This is a genomic window from Ramlibacter sp. PS3R-8, from assembly GCF_037572435.1.
In the GTDB taxonomy this organism is placed as follows: domain Bacteria; phylum Pseudomonadota; class Gammaproteobacteria; order Burkholderiales; family Burkholderiaceae_C; genus Ramlibacter.
Genome location: NZ_JBBHGT010000001.1, coordinates 948,330 through 967,635 on the forward strand (window position 1 = coordinate 948,330; position 19,306 = coordinate 967,635).

The following is a 19,306-nucleotide window of genomic DNA, read 5'->3' on the forward strand; positions in this document are numbered from 1 at the left end:
CGCGGACCGGCAGCGGCCGGCCGCGCGGGCGCACCAACCCCTTCCACGACAGGAGATGGACATGAGCACGCAAACGAAAACGACGGAAGCATCCCCGGCCGCGACGACGAATGCGGCAGCCGCCAGGCCGGCCGATCGCAAGCAGCGCGCGATTTCCGATCCGCGCGAAGTCGCATCCGTCGTCATGGCGCGCATGAACCTGGTGAATGCGAAAAAGGACGAACTGGCCATCGCCATCCACGGGCTGGTCGACATCGCCCAGCAGTTGACGCGCTCCTACGGGGAGCAGCTGTTGGCCATGGAGCAGTTGCGTCGCCGCGTCAAAGAGCTCGAGCAGGCGGCGGCATCGACCGCGGCGGTCGGGGACCGCCCCGCTTCCATCCAGTAGCCGGGCACGCGGCCGCGAGGAGCGACCCGCCCCCATGCCATGAAACCCCTGCTATCGGACCTGCGCCCCTTGCTGGGCGGGATCGCGGCGTTCTCGTTCGTGATCAATCTGCTGTTCCTGGTTCCGGCGTTCTTCTCGCTGCAGGTGTTTGATCGCGTCATCTCGACCAACAGCCATGACACCTTGCTGGTGCTGATGGCGGGAACGGGGATCGCGCTGCTGCTCCTGATGCTGCTGGACTACGTGCGCACGCGGCTGCAGAACGTGGTCGGCAACCTGATCGACGAACAGCTGTCGCCGCCGGTGGTGACTGCGATCGTCGCCCGCTCGGCGCAATTGGCGGGCGGGCCGAAGGTCGATGGCATTCGCGACGTGGCTGCGCTGCGCGCGATGTTTTCCTCGAACGGGCTGCTCGCCCTGTTCGACGCGCCGTGGGTGGTGGTCTACGTGGTGGTGATCTGGCTGTTCCATCCCTACCTGGGCATCGGAGCGGCCCTGTCGGCGTGCCTGATGCTCGCGCTTGCCTGGCTCAACGACGTGCTGAGCAGGCGATCGCTTGAACACCTTCAGAAGGAGGGGCGGCGCGCATCGCACTATGTGGAGAGTTCGTTGCGCAATGCCGAAGTGCTGCAGGCGCTTGGCATGACACACCGCCTGCTGGCCCGGTGGCGCGCCCTGCAGCAGCAGATCGCGCAGATGCAGACCAGCGCGAGCCGCACGACGGTCGGCTTCACGGTGGCGACGAAGACCGTCCGCCAGGCCATCCAGATCATGATGCTGGCGCTGGGGGCCTACCTGGTGCTTTCGCACCAGGCCTCCGGCGGCATCATGATCGCCACCAGCATCCTGCTGGGCAGGGCGGTGCAGCCCGTCGAACAGCTGGTGGGCAGCTGGCGCGTGCTGACCGAAGCCCGTGCGGCCTACTGGAGGCTGTCGGAACTGTCGGAGCATTTCGACCGCAACGAGCAACGCGTCACCATGCCGCGCCCGGAAGGCCGCCTCACTGCGGAGAACATCTCGTTCCGCGTGCCCGGTTCCGAAAGCCAGGTGCTCGGCAACATCACGTTCGCCCTGGCGCCCGGCGAGGCGCTCGCCATCGTGGGACCCAGTGCGGCCGGCAAGTCGACGCTGGCGCGCCTGTTGACGGGCGTATGGTCACCCGCGGCGGGCAAGGTGCGCCTGGACGGCGCCGACATGTCTTACCCGCCGCGCGAGCAACTCGGACAGCACATCGGCTACGTGCCGCAGGACGTCGAACTGTTCGACGGCAGCGTGGCCGACAACATCGCCCGCCTCGACCGGGTGAACTCGGAGGCAGTCGTTGCGGCGGCGACCCGCGCCAATGCGCACGAATTGATCCTGGGCCTGCCGCAGGGATACGACACCCAGGTCGGCGAGCATGGCAGCCGGCTGTCACCCGGCCAGCGCCAGCGCGTAGCCCTGGCGCGCGCGCTGTACGGCAACCCGCAGCTGGTCGTCCTGGATGAACCCAACTCGAACCTGGACGGCGCCGGCGAAGCCGCGCTCGCCGCGGCCATGGGAGGGCTGCGCAAGGCCGGGGTGACGACGGTCGTGGTCACGCACCGGCCCTCGCTCATTGCGCACGTGGACAAGGTCATGGTGCTGGCCGCGGGGCGCATCCAGCAGTTCGGTCCGGCCGGCGAGGTCATGAAGGAAATGCAGCGCCAGGCGCAGGCCGAGGTTGCACGGAAGGCCGCGTGAGGACGCGGCGCAGGAGGCGACATGGGCACGGAAACACTGGCGAAGGGCGCGGCGGTGCCAACCCGCAGCAACCAGGACCACGCCCGCGGTCTGATGCGCGCGGGGTGCTGGATCATCGTGTGCGCGGTGCTTCCCATCGCGGGCTGGATGGCGTTCGCCCCGCTGGCGATGGCGGTGGTCGCGCCGGCCGTGGTGAAAGTGGACCTCAATCGCCGGCCGGTGCAGCACCTCGAAGGCGGGACGGTGCGCGAGGTCCTGGTCCGGGACGGCCAGTTCGTCAAGGCCGGAGACACGGTCCTGGTGCTGGGGGACGTGCGGGTGGACGCCGACCGCAACCGGCTCGACTATCGCGTGCACGTCGAGCGCGCCTCCATGGTTCGCCTCGAAGCGGAACAGAGCCTGGCCCGCACGCTGGAGTTTCCGCACGACCTGCTCGCCGCCGCGAAGCAAGACAAGCGCGTCGAAAGCGCGCTGCTCAAGGAAATGGCCCTGTTCCGGGCGCAGCGCCATTCGCTGGACAGCGGCACCGCCCTCATGCGCACCCAGCGTGAACGGGTGGAGCACGAGCTGGCGGCGGTGCAGGCGCAGATCGAGCAGGCGAAGCAGTCGCTGGAGCTGCAGCGTGCCGACCTCGAAGCCAACCGCGGCCTGGTGCGGGAGGGATTCATCTCCGCGAGCCGCATCTCGCAGCTCGAGTCCGGGGTGATGGATTACGCCGCCAAGCTGGAGGAGCGGCGCACCGAGCACGCGCGCGCCCATCAGCGGCTGGCGGAGATCGACCTGAAGATCGAGTCCACCCGCAACGACTACGTGAAATCGGCGAGCGACCAGTTGAAGGCAGCGGTGCTGCGCCTGACCGAGGTCGAACAGGAGCAGCGCAAGTCCGCGGACGCCGCCACGCGGCAGGTCGTGGTGGCTCCAGCCAGCGGCGAAGTCATCGACCTCAAGTTCAGTTCCCCCGGCGCGGTGGTCCGGCCGGGCGATCCGATCGCGGACATCGTGCCCAGCGACACGCAACTGGTGGTGGAGGCACGTATCCGACCCGAGGACATCGCCAACGTGAACATTGGCCAGGCCGCCCGGGTGAAGTTCACGGCGCTGAAGTACCGCAACAGCATGATGGTGGCCGGCAAGGTCACCTACGTCTCGGGCGACCGCCTGGTCGAGCGCCAGAACGGAGAGCCCTACTACTCGGCCCTGATCGTCGCCGACTCCAGCACCCTCGGTGGCATCGCCGCCGACTTCAAGCTCCAGGCCGGCATGCCGGCCGAGGTCTACATCCAGGGTACGCAGCAGACCGCGCTCCAGTACCTGGCCGAACCCATCACCACGACATTGCGGCGCGCCGGCCGGCAGATGTGAGCCTGCATTTTTCACGCGAGGACCCACCATGAACCACCATAACCGTAGACCCCGTGATCCCGAGACACCCTCCCTGGGACGACGAACCCTGCTGAAGGCCGCCGCGGTGGCGGCGCCCATGGTGCTGACCGCCCGCAGGACGGAGGCCCAGGTGGTCGTCCTGCCCCCCAGCCCGCCGACCACGCCGTGGGTGGAGGAACTGCCGCTGCAGGACACTCCGCTCGCCCCGCTGTCGGCCCTCGATCCGGCGCCGACGCTGTTCGCGAACACGGCGGGAGGCGAGATGGGACGGGCAGCGCACCAGCGCTATGACGAGCTCTGCGGGCGGCTCGGTGCGCCGGAGCTGTACCAGCTGACCGCCAAGGAAAACCCGTACTGGCGCTTCAACGGCAACAACGCCTTCTACCCGGCGCAGCCGATCTGGGGTTTCGAGGGCAACACGCCCGGCGCCACCACCCCGGGCCCGACCATCCATGCCCGCTACGGGCGGCCCATCCTCTGCAGGATCCGCAACGCGCTGCCCCAGTTCCACACGGGCTTCGGTTCTCCGGAGATCACCACGCACCTGCACAACATGCACACTCCCTCGGAGAGCGATGGCTACGCCGGCGACTATTACAGCGCCACCAGGAGGGGGCCGACGATCACCAGCCCGGGCTACTTCCATGACCATTTCTATCCGAACTGCTGTGCCGGCATTGACGAATATGGTGGGTACGGCGACTCGCGCGAGGCCCTGGGCACCCTGTTCTATCACGACCACACCGAGGGCGTGACCGCACCGAACGTGCTGCGGGGCCTGTCCGGCCGCTACAACATCTATGACGACCTGGACACCGGAAACGAGCAGAGCGGCCTGCGGCTGCCGAGCGGTCCCTACGACTACCCGCTGACGTTCGGCGACCGGCGTTTCGACGTCGATGGACGCCTGACGTTCGACCAGCTCAATCCGGAAGGGGTGATGGGCGACAAGGTCATCGTCAACGGCAAGATCGAGCCGGTGCTCCGGGTGGCCCGCCGCAAGTACCGCTTCCGCCTGCTCAACACCGGACCGACGCGCTTCTACGAGTTCGTGCTGCAGAATGCCGGCGGCAACGGGATCTTCACCTTCACGAACATCGCCAACGACGGCAACCTGTTGCCCGCTCCGTTGCTGAACCAGGTCAACGTGCGCATCGCGCCGGCCGAACGCGCTGACATCGTCATCGACTTCGGCCGTTTCCCGATGGGGACGGAGCTGTACCTGGTCAACCAGCTGGTGCAGACGACGACGCGCCGCCCCGACCGGGTGCAGGCGCCCGGCACCCGGTTGCTGAAGTTCGTGATCGACCGCAGTCCGCCGGAACCCGACACCAGCGTCGTGCCGAGCGTCCTGCGACCCCTGCGCCCGCTGCCCAGCGCCGCGGAAATCGCCGCCCTCCCGGTGCGCCGCTTCAACTTCGAGCGCGCGAGCGGCATGTGGGCCATCAACGGCAGGTTCTTCGACGTCTTCACGCCCACCATCTCGCCCGCCAGGGACAGCACGGAGATCTGGGAACTCACCAACCTGGACGACGGCTGGCAGCACCCGATCCACATCCACTTCGAGGAAGGACGCATCCTGAGCAAATCCGTGAACGGCGTTCCCATCCCCATCCCTCCGAACGAGCGTGGACGCAAGGACGTCTTCGTGGTGGGCGAGCGGATGACGGTCCGGGTGCTGCTGCGGTTCCGCGACTTCCCGGGCAGATACATGATGCATTGCCACAACCTCACCCACGAGGACCACGCGATGATGCTCCGGTGGGACATCGTCTGAGGCCCGGACAAGGAGACGACATGAACACCCGTAGAAATCTCGTGGCCGGCGCGGGCGCCGCTTCCCTGGTGGGCCTGGGCGCCGCCCTGCTGAGCCGGTCCGAGCGGCCGGCACCCACCCCCGCGCGGGCCGCCAGCGATGGCAATGGCATCCCCAACGTCGTCCTGAAGGCGCATACCGGTGCGACGGTGCGCTTCTATGACGACCTGCTGCGCGACAAGCTCGTCGTGATCAACATGATGTACGCGCTGTGCAACAACACGTGCCCCCCCATGACCTACAACCTGGTGCAGGTGCAGCAGCTCCTGGGCGACCGTGTCGGCAAGGACATCTTCATGTATTCGATCACCCTGAGGCCGGAACAGGACTCGCCGGAGGACCTGGCGCAGTACGCGAGGCAGCATCACGTGCAGCCGGGATGGCTGTTCCTCACGGGCTCGCCGCCCGATATCGAGCGGCTTCGCTTTGCGCTGGGCTACTACGATCCGGACCCCGAGGTCGACAAGCAGGCAGGGCGCCACGTCGGCATGGTCCGCATCGGAAACGACACCGCCAGGCGCTGGGGGATGGCCCCGGCGCTGGCGAGCCCCCGCCAGATCGTGTCGCACATCCTGCACATGGACACCCGGCGGCCCGACCGCGCCAGTTGACCGGCCGCAACGGCGCGCCGCCGGGGACCACCGGCCGCGCCGGAAGGAGGAAGCATGAAGGCAATCTTTCTTTGTGCGTGGGTGGTACTGACCTCGTGCGGTGGCGACGACCACACTGCTGAACCGGCCAAGGCCGTACTTGCGGAAACCCGCACGATCGCGATGACAGTCGACCCCTGCGAAACCCCGGGCGCGCAGGTCACGGCGGAGGTCGTGGAGCCCGGCGGGGCCCCGGCGACCATCCACTTCGTTTGCGTGGATGGCAAGCTCGTCACGCTGCCCGCCGAAGGGCAGCTGGCGAACCCCGAGCTAGCCAGCGCCAGGAGCCCGCGTGCGGGGGCCGATGCCGACCAGGAAAGTCTCCGATGACTTGTCCCGCGAGGCCTTCGGCTTGACGGGCTTCGCGATGCGGAAGCTCTCCTTGAAGTGCTTCACGAGCTGGCTGTACCCGCTGCCGTGGAACACCTTGCACACCAGGGCCCCCTCGGGCTTCAGGTGGGCCAGCGCGAACTCGACCGCGATCTCGACGAGGTGGCCTACCCGCGCAGCGTCGGAGGCGGGAATGCCCGAAAGATTGGGCGCCATGTCGGAGACGACCACGTCCACCTTCCTGCCGTTCAGCAGCTGCTCGAGCTGCTGTGCGACTTCCGGCTCGCGAAAGTCACCCTGGATGAAGGTGACCCCCTCGATGGGCTCCATGGGCAGGATGTCCAGCGCCAGGATGGTCCCATCCAGCGCGCCGACGGCGGCGCCGCCGGGAGACAGCTTGCGGCGAACGTACTGGCTCCAGGCGCCCGGGGTCGAGCCGAGGTCCACCACCAGGTGGCCCGGCTTGACCAATCCGAGCTGCTCGTCGATCTCCTTGAGCTTGTAGGCGGCACGGGCGCGGTAGCCCTCCTTCTGGGCGAGCTGGACGTACGGGTCCCGCACATGGTCGTTCAACCATGACTTGTTGACCTTCTTGCTCTTCGTCTTGACTTTCATATGCCTGTGCGCCTGGAGCGGATAATACGGGGATGCCAGCGATCCAATTGACCATAGCCGAGCGCAAGGCGCATCGGTCCGAAGCCCATCACCTCGACCCGGTCGTGATGATCGGCAACGACGGGCTGACGCCCGCCGTGAAGAAGGAAATCGACGCCTCGCTCAAGGCCCACGGCCTGATCAAGGTGCGCGTGCAGGGGGACGACCGGGAGGCCCGCGAGGCCATGTACCTGCAGGTGTGCGACGAACTCGGCGCGGCGCCCATCCAGCACATCGGCAAACTCCTCGTGCTCTGGCGCCCCAAGCCCGAGAAGGTGAAAGCGGAAGACGAGGACCGCAAGCCCGGCCCCCGCGAATTCAAGGTGGTCAAGAACGCCAGCCGGGGCGGGCAGCGGCCCGAGGTCAAGCGCGTGCGCGTGCTGGGCAACCAGCGCCTGACTTCCGGCGGCATCGTCAAGAAGTCCAAGCCCAAGAAGAAATCGGTCAAGAAGACGACGCAGACCTAGCGGTCGTCGTTTTCCACAGCACCACCAGCGCGCAAAACCACTGCGCCGCGAACAGCGCCGATCCGGCGCTGTGCCAGAACGCCAGGTCCTGCCGCGCGACGATGCGCGGCGCCACGGCGAACTGCTGCAGCAGCGCGGCCAGCATCCCGACCAGCACGAATGTGACCGCGCCACCGGCCCAGCCGATCGTGGCCTCGCCGTCCGGTTCGCGCGCACCCATCAGCACCAGCACGCCGCACACCAGGCTCAGCCAGGTCTGCGCCTCGAACAACCGCGCCGCCAGGTTGCCGGCGACCGCCGGCGACGATGCGTGGGAAAACAGTTGCGGCACGGCCACCAGGCCGATCGCGGTGAGGCTGCCCCACCAGAGCGCGGCGGCGAGGATGGGGAGGCGCGCCTTCCAGTGCATCTAGACGTAGTGGACGGCCACGATCTCGTAGCGCTTGGTGCCGCCCGGCGCCTCCACCACGGCGACGTCACCCTCCTCCTTGCCGATCAGCGCCCGGCCGATCGGGCTGGACACGTTGATCAGGCCCTGCTTGAGGTCGGCCTCGTCCTCGCCCACGATCTGGTACCTGACCTTCTCGCCGCTCGTCTCTTCTTCCAGTTCCACCGTGGCCCCGAAGACCACGCGGCCGCCGGCGTCCACCGTCGTCGGATCGATGATCTGGGCGGCGGCGAGCTTGCCTTCGATCTCCTGGATGCGGCCTTCGATGAAGCCCTGGCGGTCCTTGGCGGCCTCGTACTCGGCGTTTTCGGACAGGTCGCCCTGCGCCCGCGCCTCGGCGATCGCCTGGATGACGCCCGGGCGGTCCACCGTTTTCAGGCGGTGCAGTTCGGCCTTGAGCTTCTCGGCGCCGCGGGTCGTGATCGGAATGGTGGTGGGCATCAGGGTGTCTCCAGCAAAATGAAAACCGCCGGGCGTTGCCGCTCGGCGGTTCTTGTATGCCTCAATTATAGGCGTTCAGGGATTCAGGCGAGCAGCGCGTGCATCTCCTGGACGCTGATGACATCCAGGTCGTCCATCGCCCGCATCCCTTCGACGGCGGCTTCGGCGCCGGCGATGGTCGTGAAGGTGGTCACCCGCGCCAGGAGCGACGACGTGCGGATGGCGCGCGAGTCGGCGATGGCGTTGCGGCGCTCTTCCACCGTGTTCACCACCATGATGATCTCGTTGTTCTTGATCATGTCGACCACGTGGGGCCGGCCTTCCGTCACCTTGTTCACGGTCTCGCACGGGATGCCGGCAGCGCCGATCGCGGCCGACGTGCCCTTGGTGCCGATCAGCGGGAAGCCCATGGCGTGGAGCTGGCGCGCCACCTCAACCGTGCGCGGCTTGTCGCTGTTCTTGACCGTCAGGAACACCTTGCCCGTCGGCTTGCCGTCGGCGTCCCTGGGGGACGGCAGCCGGGTGCCGGCGCCGAGCTGGCTCTTGACGAAGGCTTCGCCGAAGGTCCTGCCCACGCCCATCACCTCGCCGGTGGACTTCATCTCCGGGCCGAGGATCGTGTCCACGCCCGGAAACTTCACGAACGGGAACACCGCTTCCTTGACGCTGAAGTAAGGCGGCGTCACCTCCTTGAAGATGCCCTGCTGGTCCAGCGTCTGGCCGACCATGCAGCGCGCCGCCACCTTGGCCAGCTGGATGCCGGTGGCCTTGGACACGTAGGGCACGGTGCGCGACGCGCGCGGGTTCACCTCCAGCACGAAGATGACGTCCTGGCCGTCCTTCTCCTGGATCGCGAACTGCACGTTCATCAGCCCGATGACGTTGAGCGCCTTGGCCATGGCGGCGGTCTGGCGCTTCATCTCGTCGATGGTTTCCTTCTTCAGCGAATACGGCGGCAGCGAGCAGGCGGAGTCGCCCGAGTGCACGCCGGCCTGCTCGATGTGCTCCATCACGCCGCCGATGAAGACGCGCTGGCCGTCGCCGATGCAGTCGACGTCGCATTCGACGGCGTCGTTCAGGAAGCGGTCCAGCAGCACCGGCGAATCGTGCGACACCTTCACGGCCTCGCGCATGTAGCGCTCCAGGTCCCGTTGCTCGTGCACGATCTCCATCGCCCGGCCACCCAGCACGTACGAAGGACGGACCACCAGCGGGTAGCCCAGGGCCTGCGCCTTCTCCAGCGCCTCGGCTTCGGTGCGCGCCGTCGCGTTGGGGGGCTGCCGCAAGCCCAGCTTCATGAGCAATTGCTGGAAGCGCTCGCGGTCCTCGGCGGCGTCGATCATGTCCGGCGAGGTGCCGATGATCGGCACGCCCTCGGCCTCCAGGCCGAGCGCCAGCTTCAGCGGCGTCTGCCCGCCGTACTGGACGATCACGCCGGTGGGCTTTTCCTTGTCCACGATCTCCAGCACGTCTTCCAGCGTCAGCGGCTCGAAGTACAGGCGATCGGAGGTGTCGTAGTCGGTGGACACCGTCTCCGGGTTGCAGTTGACCATGATGGTCTCGTAGCCGTCCTCGCGCAGGGCGAGCGCCGCATGCACGCAGCAGTAGTCGAACTCGATGCCCTGGCCGATGCGGTTGGGCCCGCCGCCCAGCACCATGATCTTCTTGCGGTTGGTCGGCTCGGACTCGCACTCGTCCTCGTAGGTCGAGTACATGTAGGCCGTGTCGGTGGCGAATTCGGCCGCGCAGGTGTCCACGCGCTTGTAGACCGGACGCACATTCAGCTTCTTGCGCGCATCGCGCACGGCCTTGTCGTTGGTGTGCAGCAGCTTGGCCAGGCGGCGGTCGGAGAAGCCCTTGCGCTTGAGCGCGCGCATCGTCGCGGCGTCGATCGCCGCCAGCGCGCCGGCGCCCTTCTCCTCGGCCAGCTTGTCCAGGTCCAGCTCGATCTTCACGATCTCCTCGATCTGCACCAGGAACCACTTGTCGATCTTCGTCAGGTCGTACACCTCGTCGACGGACAGGCCCATGCCGAAGGCATCGCCCACGTACCAGATGCGCTCGGGACCGGGCGAGCCCAGTTCCTTTTCCAGCACTTCGCGGTCGGTGGTCTTCTGGTTCAGGCCGTCGACGCCCACTTCCAGCCCGCGCAAGGCCTTCTGGAAGCTTTCCTGGAAGGTGCGGCCCATGGCCATCACTTCACCGACGGACTTCATCTGCGTGGTCAGGCGGTCGTCCGCGTCCTTGAATTTCTCGAAGGCGAAGCGCGGGATCTTGGTGACGACGTAATCGATGGAGGGTTCGAAGCTCGCCGGCGTCGCGCCGCCCGTGATGTCGTTGCGCAGTTCGTCGAGCGTATAGCCGACAGCCAGCTTGGCGGCCACCTTGGCGATCGGGAAGCCGGTAGCCTTGGACGCCAACGCCGAAGAGCGCGAGACCCGCGGGTTCATCTCGATGACGATCATGCGACCGTCCTTCGGGTTGATCGAGAACTGGACGTTGGACCCGCCCGTGTCCACCCCGATCTCGCGCAGCACCGCCAGCGAGGCGTTGCGCATGATCTGGTATTCCTTGTCGGTCAGCGTCTGCGCCGGGGCGACCGTGATCGAGTCGCCGGTGTGCACGCCCATCGGGTCGAGGTTCTCGATCGAGCAGACGATGATGCAATTGTCCTTCTTGTCGCGCACCACCTCCATCTCGTACTCTTTCCAGCCGAGGAGCGACTCCTCGATCAGCAGTTCGCTGGTGGGCGACGCTTCCAGTCCGCGCTTGCAGATCGTCTCGAATTCTTCCGGGTTGTAGGCGATGCCGCCGCCGGTGCCGCCCAGCGTGAAGCTGGGACGGATCACGGTGGGGAAGCCCACGGTTTTCTGCACGCCCCATGCTTCGTCCATGTTGTGGGCGATGCCCGAGCGCGCCGAACCCAGGCCGATGCGCGTCATCGCGTCCTTGAACTTCAGGCGGTCTTCGGCCTTGTCGATCGACTCCGGCGTGGCGCCGATCAGTTCGATGGCCTTGTTGGTGGCCGCACCCTTGTACTTGTGCAGGACGCCGTGGCGCCACAGGTCCAGCGCGCAGTTCAGCGCCGTCTGGCCGCCCATGGTCGGCAGGATGGCGTCGGGCTTTTCCTTGACGATGATCTTCTCGACCGTCTGCCACGTGATCGGCTCGATGTACGTGACGTCGGCGGTGGCCGGGTCCGTCATGATCGTCGCCGGGTTCGAGTTGATCAGGATGACCTTGTAGCCCTCCTCGCGCAGCGCCTTGCAGGCCTGCACGCCGGAGTAGTCGAACTCGCAGGCCTGCCCGATGACGATCGGGCCGGCGCCGATGATGAGGATGCTCTTGATGTCGGTGCGTTTCGGCATGTCTTACTTCTTCTTCTCGTCCATCAGGCCCGTAAAGCGGTCGAACAGGTAGCCGATGTCGTGCGGGCCGGGCGAGGCTTCGGGATGGCCCTGGAAGCAGAAAGCCGGCTTGTCGGTGCGCGCCAGGCCTTGCAGCGTGCCGTCGAACAGCGACACGTGCGTGGCGCGCAGGTTCGCCGGCAGCGTCTTCTCGTCCACCGCGAAGCCGTGGTTCTGGCTGGTGATGGAGACGCGCCCCGAGTCGAGGTCCTTCACCGGATGGTTGGCCCCGTGGTGCCCGAACTTCATCTTGAACGTCTTCGCGCCGGAAGCCAGCGCCATGATCTGGTGGCCCAGGCAGATGCCGAAGGTGGGGTAGCCGTCCTCGATCAGCTCGCGCGTGGCATCGATGGCGTAGTCGCAGGGTTCCGGATCGCCGGGGCCGTTGGACAGGAACACGCCGTCCGGCTCCAGCTTGCGCACGTCGGCCGCGGGCGTCCGGGCCGGCACCACCGTGACCTTGCAGCCGCGTTCCGCCAGCATGCGCAGGATGTTGTTCTTCACGCCGTAGTCGAACGCAACCACGTGGTATTTCGCATTCTCGAGGTGGCCGTAGCCCTCGCCGAGCTGCCACTCGGTCTGGTCCCATCCGTAGGACTTCGACACCGACACCTCCTTCGCCAGGTCCTGCCCCGCCATGTCGGGTGCCTTGCGCGCCAGGGCGACGGCTTGCTCCACCAGCGCCGGCGTGACCTCCTCGCCCTGCTTCAGGCCGACGAGGCAGCCGTTCTGCGCGCCCTTGGTGCGCAGGATGCGGGTGAGCTTGCGGGTGTCGATGTTGGAGATGCCGACGGTCTGCTCGCGCCGCAGGTAATCCTGCAGCGTCATGTCGGACCGGAAGTTGGAAGCGATCAACGGCAGGTCGCGGATGACCAGGCCGGCCGCGTAGACCTTGCGGGCCTCGACGTCTTCGGCGTTCACGCCGTAGTTGCCGATGTGCGGGTAGGTCAGCGTGACGATCTGCTGGCGGTAGCTCGGATCGGTCAGGATTTCCTGGTAACCGGTCAGGGCCGTGTTGAACACGACTTCGCCGGTGGTGGAACCTGCGGCGCCGATCGAGTTGCCGATAAAGACCGTGCCGTCTGCGAGCGCCAGGATGGCGGGCGGGAAAGCTCCCTGAAGCGACGAAAGCACTGGGTTCTCCGGTGTTGATGCGGGTACGCCCAGGCGCGACACGAAAGCGGGCTCTCGATGTTGCTCTTGTCGGGGGGAGTGCTGGATGCGCTAGGGCGTACGCTGTTTGCGGGAAAGCCGCTGATTATAGCGTGAGGGGGAAGCATCCCCTCTTCGCAGGGGGATGCATGCCCCGGCATGCGCGGGCCCCGCCTTACTTGACCGGAGTCTCGGTCTGGCGGATCACGCCGCCGCCGCCGACGCTGCCGTCCGTGGAACCGCCGAGGGTCCGCTGGATACACGCCGCGCGGTCCGCCGGAGGTTGCGCCTCGCACCGCTGCGTCGCATTGCGCTCCAGGTCAGCGGCGCTCGCGCCGCCGAGGCTGCCGCGCCGGGTTTCGTCCTGCGCCGCGCCGGCTTCCTTCAGGCAAGTTTCCTGCGCCTGGTTGGATTGGCCGGCCAGGCAGCGCGCACGTTCCTGCTGGTAGTTGGTCTCGGCCTGGGTTGCCGGCGGACCCGCCGCCCATCCGGGTGCGGCGATTGCGGCGGCCAGGGTCGCGGCCGCGGTGCCAAGGAGGAAGTTCACGCCCTTGCCTTACGGCCGGACGATGATTTCATTGCGCACTTCACGCACCCCGGACACCTTGCGCGCGATGGATTCGGCCGTCGTGCGCTCGCTGCTGTTCTTGGCAAAGCCGGACAGCATCACGGTGCCGTTGAGCGTTTCCACCTTGATGCTGGAAGCGTCCACCTCTCGGTTGCCCACGAAGCGGGTCTTGACGCTGGTGGTGATGGCCGAGTCATCGACGTAAGCGCCGGGGCCTTCCTGGCCACGTGTCACGGCGCAGCCCGACAGCACGAGCAGGGAGGCGGCAAGCGCCGCGGAGATGAAAAGACGGGGGGTGTTCATGAAGGCTCCAGTGAGAAAAGGGAAGATCGGCCTGCGCGCTCGCGCAGCGTGGACCGAACCATAAGCGTCGCGCCCGGCCGTGTCTGTCCGCTAACGTACGCACCGGCCGGCGAACGGGCTTCCCTATACTGGGGCGGCATCCATGACCAAAGCGCCCGATCCCCGACTCAACTGGCTCCTTTGCGCACTGGGGCCGGCCGAGTGGGAGCGGGTTGCACCGCACCTGCAGCCAGTCGCCATGCGGCTGGGCCAGGTGCTGTACGACCCCGGCACCACGCCGGCCCACGTGTACTTTCCCACCACGGCCATCGTCTCGCTGCTCTACGTGATGGAGAACGGCGCCTCGGCGGAAATCGCCGTGGTCGGCAACGAAGGGCTCGTCGGCGTCTCGCTTTTCATGGGCGGGGAGTCGACATCGAGCCAGGCCGTCGTGCAGGCCTCCGGCGACGGCTTCCGGCTCGAAGCCAAGGTCCTGCTGCAGGAGTTCAATCGCGGCGGCCCGGTGTTGCACCTGCTGCTGCGCTACACGCAGGCGCTGATCACCCAGATGGCGCAGACCTCCGCGTGCAACCGCCACCACGCGATCGACGAGCAGATGTGCCGTTGGCTCCTGCTGACGCTGGACCGGCTGCACTCCAACCATCTCGTCATGACCCAGGAACTGCTGTCCAACATCCTGGGGGTGCGGCGGGCCAGCATCAGCGACGTGGCCGGGCAGTTGCAGAAGGACGGCCTCATCCGCTATGAGCGGGGCCGCATCACGGTGCTCGATCGACCGGCGATCGAGCTGCGCGCCTGCGAATGCTATGCCGTGGTGAAAAAGGAATACGACCGGCTGCTGCCGCGGGCAGCGCCGCCGGACACGAAATAGCCGGCATCTGCCGGAAAGACGCCGCCCCCGGCCGGGTCTGTACGGTGGCGCGCAGACGCAGAGCCAAAGGGGGTCCACCCTGCGGTGGTACATGGAGAACGCCTTGGTCTCCCGACCCCCGAAACACCCGCCTGCGAATGGTTTGCTGGCCTCCCTTCTCGCCGTCGACCGCACGAGGCTCACGCTCCTGTGCGAAACCGTCACGCTGGTCGCCGGGCAGGTCCTGGGCCAGCCACGCGGGCGCATGACGCATGCCTACTTCCCCATGGGAGCGGTGGTGTCCCTGTCGCTCGGCACTGCCGGCAAGGGTGACAACCTCGAGGTGGCACTGGTCGGCCGGGAAGGCATGGTCGGCCTGCCCCTGCTGCTGGGCGGCACGGTGTCGGAGGTGTTCGCGACCGTGACGTCCCCCGGCCAGGCCATGCGCATCGGGGCCGCAGCGCTGCGCGCCGCCCTCTCGGCCAGCCCGTCCCTGGCGCAGCGGCTGCATCGCTACCTGCTGGTGTCCCTGGCCCAGGCGGCGCAGTCCGCGGTCTGCACGCGGCACCACCGGCTCGACAAGCGCCTGGCGCGCTGGCTCCTGATGGCCGGAGACCGGGTGCGGCCGAGCCAGCTGCACGCGACACACGAATCCCTGTCGACGCGGCTGGGCGTACGCCGCGCCGGCATCACGCGCGCGGCCGCCATCCTGCAACAAGGGCAACTCATTGCCTACCGGCGTGGCGAGATGACACTTCTGGACCGCAAGGGGCTCGAAGCAGTGGCTTGCGCCTGCTATGCCGCCGACGAGAGTTCCTACCGTCGGCTGATGCGCTCGAAAGCGGTCACCTGACGCCATCCGCTGCGTCGAAAGCACCCTACACTTGCCGCGTGCAACCAAGCAGGTCCAGGCCTTGAACACCTCCGCCAAGGCACAGACGCGGCCGGCTTCCCGGCCGCGGCTTTCGGAGTTCCTGCAACTGCACGCCGAGGACATCCTGCTCGCGTGGGACGAGTTCGCCGCGACCGTCAGCCATGAAGGCAAGGCCCTGGATGCCGTGGCCTTGCGCGACCACGCTGCCGAAATCCTGAAGACCATTGCCGCCGACCTGGCCCAGCCGCAGTCGTCGGCGCAGCAGGACGCCAAGGGCAAGGGCCAAGGCCCGCGCAGCAGCGGGCTGCCGACGCCGGCGGAGACGCATGCCGACTTCCGCATGGTCGCGGGTTTCGCGGTGGACGCGATGATCACGGAATACCGCGCGCTGCGTGCCAGCGTGCTGAAGATCTGGGGCCAGCATGGCGGCGGCACCGAGCCGGACGACCTGACGGACCTCACCCGCTTCAACGAGGCGATCGACCAGGCCATCGCCGAATCGGTGAGCCGCTACACCCGGCAGACCAGCAGCGCGATGGAGCTGTTCATCGGCATCCTCGGGCACGACATCCGCAACCCGCTGGGCACCATCCTGATGAGCGCCGCCGTGCTCCAGCGCACGGGGCAGCTCACCCCTGCCGCCGCGGCGCCGATCAACAACGCGGCCATGCGCATCAAGAGCATCGTCGAGCAGGTGGTGGACTTCACCCGCGCCCAGGCGGACGGCGTGATGCCCATCGAGCGCACGCCGGGCGACCTCGCCGAGCAGGTGTCCAAGGTCGTGCAGGAAACGCAGGTGCGGCATCCGGTGCGCGACATCGTTCTCGACACCTCCGGGGATTTCACCGGCAGCTGGGATGAAGGCCGGATCGGGCAGCTGACGTCCAACCTGCTGGCGAATGCGCTGCTGTACGGCACGCGCGACGGCCCCGTCACCGTCAAGATGTGGTCGTCGCCAGCGGGCGTGAGCCTGTCCGTGCACAACCACGGCCGGCCCATCCCCAAGGGCGAGCGTGAGCGCATCTTCCGGCCCCTCGAGCGCGGCTGGCAGCAGCGTGCCGAAGGCGAGAGCCGGGAAACCACCGGGCTGGGACTCGGGCTGTACATCTGCCGGGAGATCGTGCAGTCCCATGGCGGGCAACTGCACCTCGAGTCCACCGAAGAGGGCGGAACCACCTTCACGGCGACGCTGCCGCGCCACGCGCAGGCGATCGCCGCCCCTGCCCGGGCCAAGTCCGCCTGATCTCAGGGCCGGGTTGCGGCGGCCGCGGCCGCGCTCGCATGCAGGCAGATCGCCGCCGCGGCGCCGACGTTGAGCGACTCCTCGCCGCCCGGCTGCACGATGCGCACGAACTGCGAAGCACGGGCCGCCAGCGCGCTGCCCACGCCTTGTCCTTCGTGGCCGAACACCCACGCACACGGCCAGGGCAGCCGCGCGGCATGAAGGAAAGCGCCCTGGTGGGAACTGGTCGCCAGCAGCGGCACCGCCAGCGCCGACAAGCCATCGGGCTCGATGCCCTCCAGCAGCGACAGGCCGAAATGCGCGCCCATGCCGGCGCGCAGCACCTTCGGACTCCACAGCGCCGCGGTGCCCTTCATGGCCACCACCTGGCGAAAGCCGAAGGCGCCCGCGCTGCGCAGGATGGTCCCGACATTGCCGGCGTCCTGCAGGCCGTCGAGGACCACGGTCGGCGCGTCCGCCTGCAGTTCGCCGCGCGCCGGCAAGGGCAACACGAAACCCATGCGCGCCGGCGACTCCAGGCCGCTGACGGTGGCGAACAGCGCATCGTCGATCACCACCACCTTGCCGCCCGTATCCGCCCAGTCGTGGCCCGAGGCATCCCAGAACGAGGACTGGAACACGGCGTGGGCGGGCTGCAGGCCACGCTGCAACGCGGCGCGGCAAAGATGGTCGCCTTCGAGCCAGATGCGGCCCTGCTTGCGGTACGCGGTGCTGTCCTGCGCCAGCCGGCGCAGCTCCTTGAGGAAAGCGTTGTCGCGCGAGGCGATGACCTGCGGACCTGCCGAGGTCACTGCACCTGCACGGAAACCGTCGCGCCCTCTTCGGTGAAGAACTGCGCGGCCACCGGCGCGAAGAAGCGGCGGTGATGCACGCAGGGGCCGTGCACGCGCAACGCGAGCAGGTGCTCCGGCGTGCTGTAGCCCTTGTGCGCGGCGAACCCGTACTGCGGGAATTGCTCGTGCAGTTCCACGAGCATCCGGTCCCGGGTGACCTTGGCAAGGATCGAGGCGGCGGAGATCGACTTGATCTTGGCATCCCCGTCCACGATGGCTTCGGACAGCATCTCCAGCTTGGGCAGGCGGTTGCCGTCCACCAGCACCTTGACGGGCTTCAGGCGCAGGCCTTCCACCGCCCGCTTCATCGCCAGCATGGTGGCGTGGAAGATGTTCAGCTCCTCGATCTCCTCGACCGTCGCCAGCGCGACCGAACAGCACAAGGCTTTCTCGCGGATCCGGTCGAACAGCTTGTCGCGCTGCAGCGGCGTGAGCACCTTGGAGTCGGCCAGTCCGTTGATGCGCTTCTTGTCGTCGAGGATCACGGCGGCGGCGACCACCGGCCCGGCCAGGGGCCCGCGCCCGGCTTCGTCGACACCGGCGTGCAGCCCGACCGGCTCGGGAAAGACCAGCGGCACCTGGCGCGCCGGCAGCGCGCGCGTGCGGATCGTGGTGGTCCGGATGCGCTGGACGGTCTCAGGAGGCGAGGACTTTTTCGATGGCATCGATGGCGAGGGTGGCGGTATCGCGCCGGAGCCGGACGTGGACGTCGCGGAACTTCTCCTGCACGGCACGCATTCTCTCAGGGCTGTCCAGCCAGGCGGCCAGCGCCCCGGCGAGCTTGTCGGGTTTTGCGTTGGACTGCAGCAACTCCGGTACGACGAAATCCTGGCACAGGATGTTGGGCAGCCCGACCCAGGGCTGCAATTGCCGCGGCTTCATCAGCGCGTACGTGAGCCAGTGCGTGCGATAGGCGATGACCATCGGCCGCTTGAACAGCGCGGCCTCCAGCGTCGCCGTGCCGCTGGCCACCAGCGCCACGTCGCAGGCCGCCAGCACCGCGTGCGACTGCCCGGTGACGATGACCAGGTGCCGCGGCGCCCTGCCGGCGCGGGCCAGTGCGCTGATGCGCGCCTGCAGGTGCGGCACCGCGGGGATCACGAACCACGCGCTCGGCCGGGTCTTCTGCAATTCGGCGGCCGCGGCCAGGAAGCGCGGCGCGAGCGCCTCGATTTCCGACGCCCGGCTGCCGGGCAGCAACGCGATCACCTCGCCTTGTTCCGGAACGCCCACCTTGCGCCGGGCCGCCGCCTGGTCGGGCTCCATCGGGATGACGCTGGCCAAGGGATGGCCGACGTAGGTCGCCGGAACGCCATGGCGCTCCAGCAGCTCCGGCTCGAAAGGGAAGATGCACAGCACATGGTCGCAGTTGCGCTTGAGCGTCTTCACCCGGTTCATGCGCCAGGCCCAGATCGAGGGGCAGACGAAATGCACCGTCTTCACGCCGGCACGGCGCAGGTCACCTTCCAGCGCCAGGTTGAAGTCGGGTGCGTCCACGCCGATGAAGGCGTCCGGGCGCTCGCGCAGCAACCGCTCACGCAGTTCCTTGCGGATGCCCAGCAGCTCGCGCAGGCTGCGCAGCACCTCGGCATAGCCGCTGACGGACAGCTTTTCCACCGGCCACCAGGACTCGAAGCCGCGCGCCTGCATCTGCGGCCCGCCGATGCCCTGGGCGGTGTGCTGCGGCCACCGGACCCGCATGGCGTCCAGCACCAGGCTGGCCAGCAGGTCACCGGACGCCTCGCCGGCGACCATGGCGAATCGTGGATGGCCCATG

The 19,306-nt window shown here is 67.8% G+C and carries 20 protein-coding genes; 10 read left to right on the forward strand and 10 right to left on the reverse strand.

Annotated features, from left to right (window positions below):
- Positions 1 to 61: 61 nt before the first annotated feature.
- From WG902_RS04420 to WG902_RS04445, 6 genes are read left to right on the forward strand one after another with little or no spacing between them, the layout of a single operon-like run.
- Positions 62 to 388: a hypothetical protein gene (locus WG902_RS04420; RefSeq protein ID WP_340058718.1), complete on the forward strand. Its 327-nt coding sequence runs from the start codon at positions 62 to 64 to the stop codon at positions 386 to 388.
- 39 nt (positions 389 to 427) lie between these two features.
- On the forward strand, positions 428 to 2,110 hold the full coding sequence (locus tag WG902_RS04425; protein ID WP_340058720.1) for a type I secretion system permease/ATPase: 1,683 nt from the start codon (positions 428 to 430) through the stop codon (positions 2,108 to 2,110).
- A gap of 21 nt (positions 2,111 to 2,131) precedes the next feature.
- Positions 2,132 to 3,472, forward strand: coding sequence for an HlyD family type I secretion periplasmic adaptor subunit (locus WG902_RS04430; RefSeq protein WP_340058721.1), 1,341 nt, complete (start codon positions 2,132 to 2,134; stop codon positions 3,470 to 3,472).
- Between the two features lie 28 nt (positions 3,473 to 3,500).
- The gene (locus tag WG902_RS04435; protein WP_340058722.1) at positions 3,501 to 5,270 is read left to right on the forward strand and encodes a multicopper oxidase family protein; all 1,770 of its coding nucleotides are present in this window, start codon (positions 3,501 to 3,503) and stop codon (positions 5,268 to 5,270) included.
- Positions 5,271 to 5,290: 20 nt separating this feature from the next.
- Entirely contained in the window at positions 5,291 to 5,920 is a 630-nt protein-coding gene (locus WG902_RS04440; protein ID WP_340058723.1) for an SCO family protein, read from the forward strand.
- A gap of 54 nt (positions 5,921 to 5,974) precedes the next feature.
- Positions 5,975 to 6,289, forward strand: coding sequence for a hypothetical protein (locus tag WG902_RS04445; RefSeq protein ID WP_340058724.1), 315 nt, complete (start codon positions 5,975 to 5,977; stop codon positions 6,287 to 6,289).
- Here the strand turns inward: WG902_RS04445 and WG902_RS04450 are convergent.
- Positions 6,230 to 6,904, reverse strand: a complete 675-nt coding sequence (locus WG902_RS04450; protein ID WP_340058725.1) for an RlmE family RNA methyltransferase — start codon at positions 6,902 to 6,904, stop codon at positions 6,230 to 6,232. The two genes, WG902_RS04445 and WG902_RS04450, sit on opposite strands and share 60 nt — an antisense overlap.
- 32 nt (positions 6,905 to 6,936) lie before the next feature.
- Between WG902_RS04450 and WG902_RS04455 the strand changes: the two genes are divergently transcribed.
- On the forward strand, positions 6,937 to 7,410 hold the full coding sequence (locus WG902_RS04455) for a YhbY family RNA-binding protein (RefSeq protein WP_340058726.1): 474 nt from the start codon (positions 6,937 to 6,939) through the stop codon (positions 7,408 to 7,410).
- Here the strand turns inward: WG902_RS04455 and WG902_RS04460 are convergent.
- From WG902_RS04460 to WG902_RS04485, 6 genes are all read right to left on the reverse strand, one after another.
- Positions 7,388 to 7,819, reverse strand: coding sequence for a DUF4149 domain-containing protein (locus WG902_RS04460; RefSeq protein ID WP_340058727.1), 432 nt, complete (start codon positions 7,817 to 7,819; stop codon positions 7,388 to 7,390). The genes WG902_RS04455 and WG902_RS04460 overlap by 23 nt on opposite strands.
- Positions 7,820 to 8,299, reverse strand: coding sequence for a transcription elongation factor GreA (greA, locus tag WG902_RS04465; RefSeq protein ID WP_340058728.1), 480 nt, complete (start codon positions 8,297 to 8,299; stop codon positions 7,820 to 7,822).
- An 83-nt stretch (positions 8,300 to 8,382) separates the two neighbouring features.
- Positions 8,383 to 11,667 (reverse strand): carbamoyl-phosphate synthase large subunit, encoded by a 3,285-nt coding sequence (gene carB / locus WG902_RS04470; protein WP_340058729.1) that lies wholly within the window; start codon positions 11,665 to 11,667, stop codon positions 8,383 to 8,385.
- Positions 11,668 to 11,670: 3 nt separating this feature from the next.
- On the reverse strand, positions 11,671 to 12,840 hold the full coding sequence (gene carA / locus WG902_RS04475; RefSeq protein WP_340058730.1) for a glutamine-hydrolyzing carbamoyl-phosphate synthase small subunit: 1,170 nt from the start codon (positions 12,838 to 12,840) through the stop codon (positions 11,671 to 11,673).
- Positions 12,841 to 13,033: 193 nt separating this feature from the next.
- Positions 13,034 to 13,405: a hypothetical protein gene (locus WG902_RS04480; RefSeq protein WP_340058731.1), complete on the reverse strand. Its 372-nt coding sequence runs from the start codon at positions 13,403 to 13,405 to the stop codon at positions 13,034 to 13,036.
- Between the two features lie 9 nt (positions 13,406 to 13,414).
- Entirely contained in the window at positions 13,415 to 13,729 is a 315-nt protein-coding gene (locus tag WG902_RS04485; RefSeq protein WP_340058732.1) for a BON domain-containing protein, read from the reverse strand.
- Between the two features lie 142 nt (positions 13,730 to 13,871).
- Between WG902_RS04485 and WG902_RS04490 the strand changes: the two genes are divergently transcribed.
- The 3 genes from WG902_RS04490 to WG902_RS04500 all read left to right on the forward strand — a co-directional run bounded on the left by WG902_RS04490 (position 13,872) and on the right by WG902_RS04500 (position 16,696).
- Positions 13,872 to 14,600: a Crp/Fnr family transcriptional regulator gene (locus WG902_RS04490; RefSeq protein ID WP_340058733.1), complete on the forward strand. Its 729-nt coding sequence runs from the start codon at positions 13,872 to 13,874 to the stop codon at positions 14,598 to 14,600.
- Positions 14,601 to 14,742: 142 nt separating this feature from the next.
- Positions 14,743 to 15,432: a Crp/Fnr family transcriptional regulator gene (locus WG902_RS04495; protein WP_340058735.1), complete on the forward strand. Its 690-nt coding sequence runs from the start codon at positions 14,743 to 14,745 to the stop codon at positions 15,430 to 15,432.
- 61 nt (positions 15,433 to 15,493) lie between these two features.
- Entirely contained in the window at positions 15,494 to 16,696 is a 1,203-nt protein-coding gene (locus WG902_RS04500; RefSeq protein WP_340058736.1) for a sensor histidine kinase, read from the forward strand.
- Between the two features lie 2 nt (positions 16,697 to 16,698).
- Here WG902_RS04500 and WG902_RS04505 read toward each other — a convergent pair whose 3' ends face one another.
- From WG902_RS04505 to lpxB, 3 genes are read right to left on the reverse strand one after another with little or no spacing between them, the layout of a single operon-like run.
- Entirely contained in the window at positions 16,699 to 17,487 is a 789-nt protein-coding gene (locus WG902_RS04505) for a TrmH family RNA methyltransferase (RefSeq protein ID WP_340058737.1), read from the reverse strand.
- Complete coding sequence (gene rnhB, locus WG902_RS04510) at positions 17,484 to 18,194, reverse strand: ribonuclease HII (protein WP_445263653.1); 711 nt, start codon at positions 18,192 to 18,194, stop codon at positions 17,484 to 17,486. Before rnhB ends, WG902_RS04505 begins: the two co-directional genes overlap by 4 nt.
- Positions 18,166 to 19,305 (reverse strand): lipid-A-disaccharide synthase, encoded by a 1,140-nt coding sequence (gene lpxB, locus WG902_RS04515; RefSeq protein WP_340058738.1) that lies wholly within the window; start codon positions 19,303 to 19,305, stop codon positions 18,166 to 18,168. The genes rnhB and lpxB overlap by 29 nt, the downstream gene beginning before the upstream one ends.
- Position 19,306 lies beyond the last annotated feature (1 nt).

Bases quoted from the DNA above. Each gene is read 5' to 3' on its own strand.
- WG902_RS04420 (WP_340058718.1), top strand. From the start codon at position 62: ATGAGCACGCAAACGAAAACGACGGAAGCATCCCCGGCCGCGACGACG.
- WG902_RS04425 (WP_340058720.1), top strand. From the start codon at position 428: ATGAAACCCCTGCTATCGGACCTGCGCCCCTTGCTGGGCGGGATCGCG.
- WG902_RS04430 (WP_340058721.1), top strand. From the start codon at position 2,132: ATGGGCACGGAAACACTGGCGAAGGGCGCGGCGGTGCCAACCCGCAGC.
- WG902_RS04435 (WP_340058722.1), top strand. From the start codon at position 3,501: ATGAACCACCATAACCGTAGACCCCGTGATCCCGAGACACCCTCCCTG.
- WG902_RS04440 (WP_340058723.1), top strand. From the start codon at position 5,291: ATGAACACCCGTAGAAATCTCGTGGCCGGCGCGGGCGCCGCTTCCCTG.
- WG902_RS04445 (WP_340058724.1), top strand. From the start codon at position 5,975: ATGAAGGCAATCTTTCTTTGTGCGTGGGTGGTACTGACCTCGTGCGGT.
- WG902_RS04450 (WP_340058725.1), bottom strand. From the start codon at position 6,904: ATGAAAGTCAAGACGAAGAGCAAGAAGGTCAACAAGTCATGGTTGAAC.
- WG902_RS04455 (WP_340058726.1), top strand. From the start codon at position 6,937: ATGCCAGCGATCCAATTGACCATAGCCGAGCGCAAGGCGCATCGGTCC.
- WG902_RS04460 (WP_340058727.1), bottom strand. From the start codon at position 7,819: ATGCACTGGAAGGCGCGCCTCCCCATCCTCGCCGCCGCGCTCTGGTGG.
- greA (WP_340058728.1), bottom strand. From the start codon at position 8,299: ATGCCCACCACCATTCCGATCACGACCCGCGGCGCCGAGAAGCTCAAG.
- carB (WP_340058729.1), bottom strand. From the start codon at position 11,667: ATGCCGAAACGCACCGACATCAAGAGCATCCTCATCATCGGCGCCGGC.
- WG902_RS04485 (WP_340058732.1), bottom strand. From the start codon at position 13,729: ATGAACACCCCCCGTCTTTTCATCTCCGCGGCGCTTGCCGCCTCCCTG.
- WG902_RS04490 (WP_340058733.1), top strand. From the start codon at position 13,872: ATGACCAAAGCGCCCGATCCCCGACTCAACTGGCTCCTTTGCGCACTG.
- rnhB (WP_445263653.1), bottom strand. From the start codon at position 18,194: ATGCCATCGAAAAAGTCCTCGCCTCCTGAGACCGTCCAGCGCATCCGG.
- lpxB (WP_340058738.1), bottom strand. From the start codon at position 19,305: ATGGGCCATCCACGATTCGCCATGGTCGCCGGCGAGGCGTCCGGTGAC.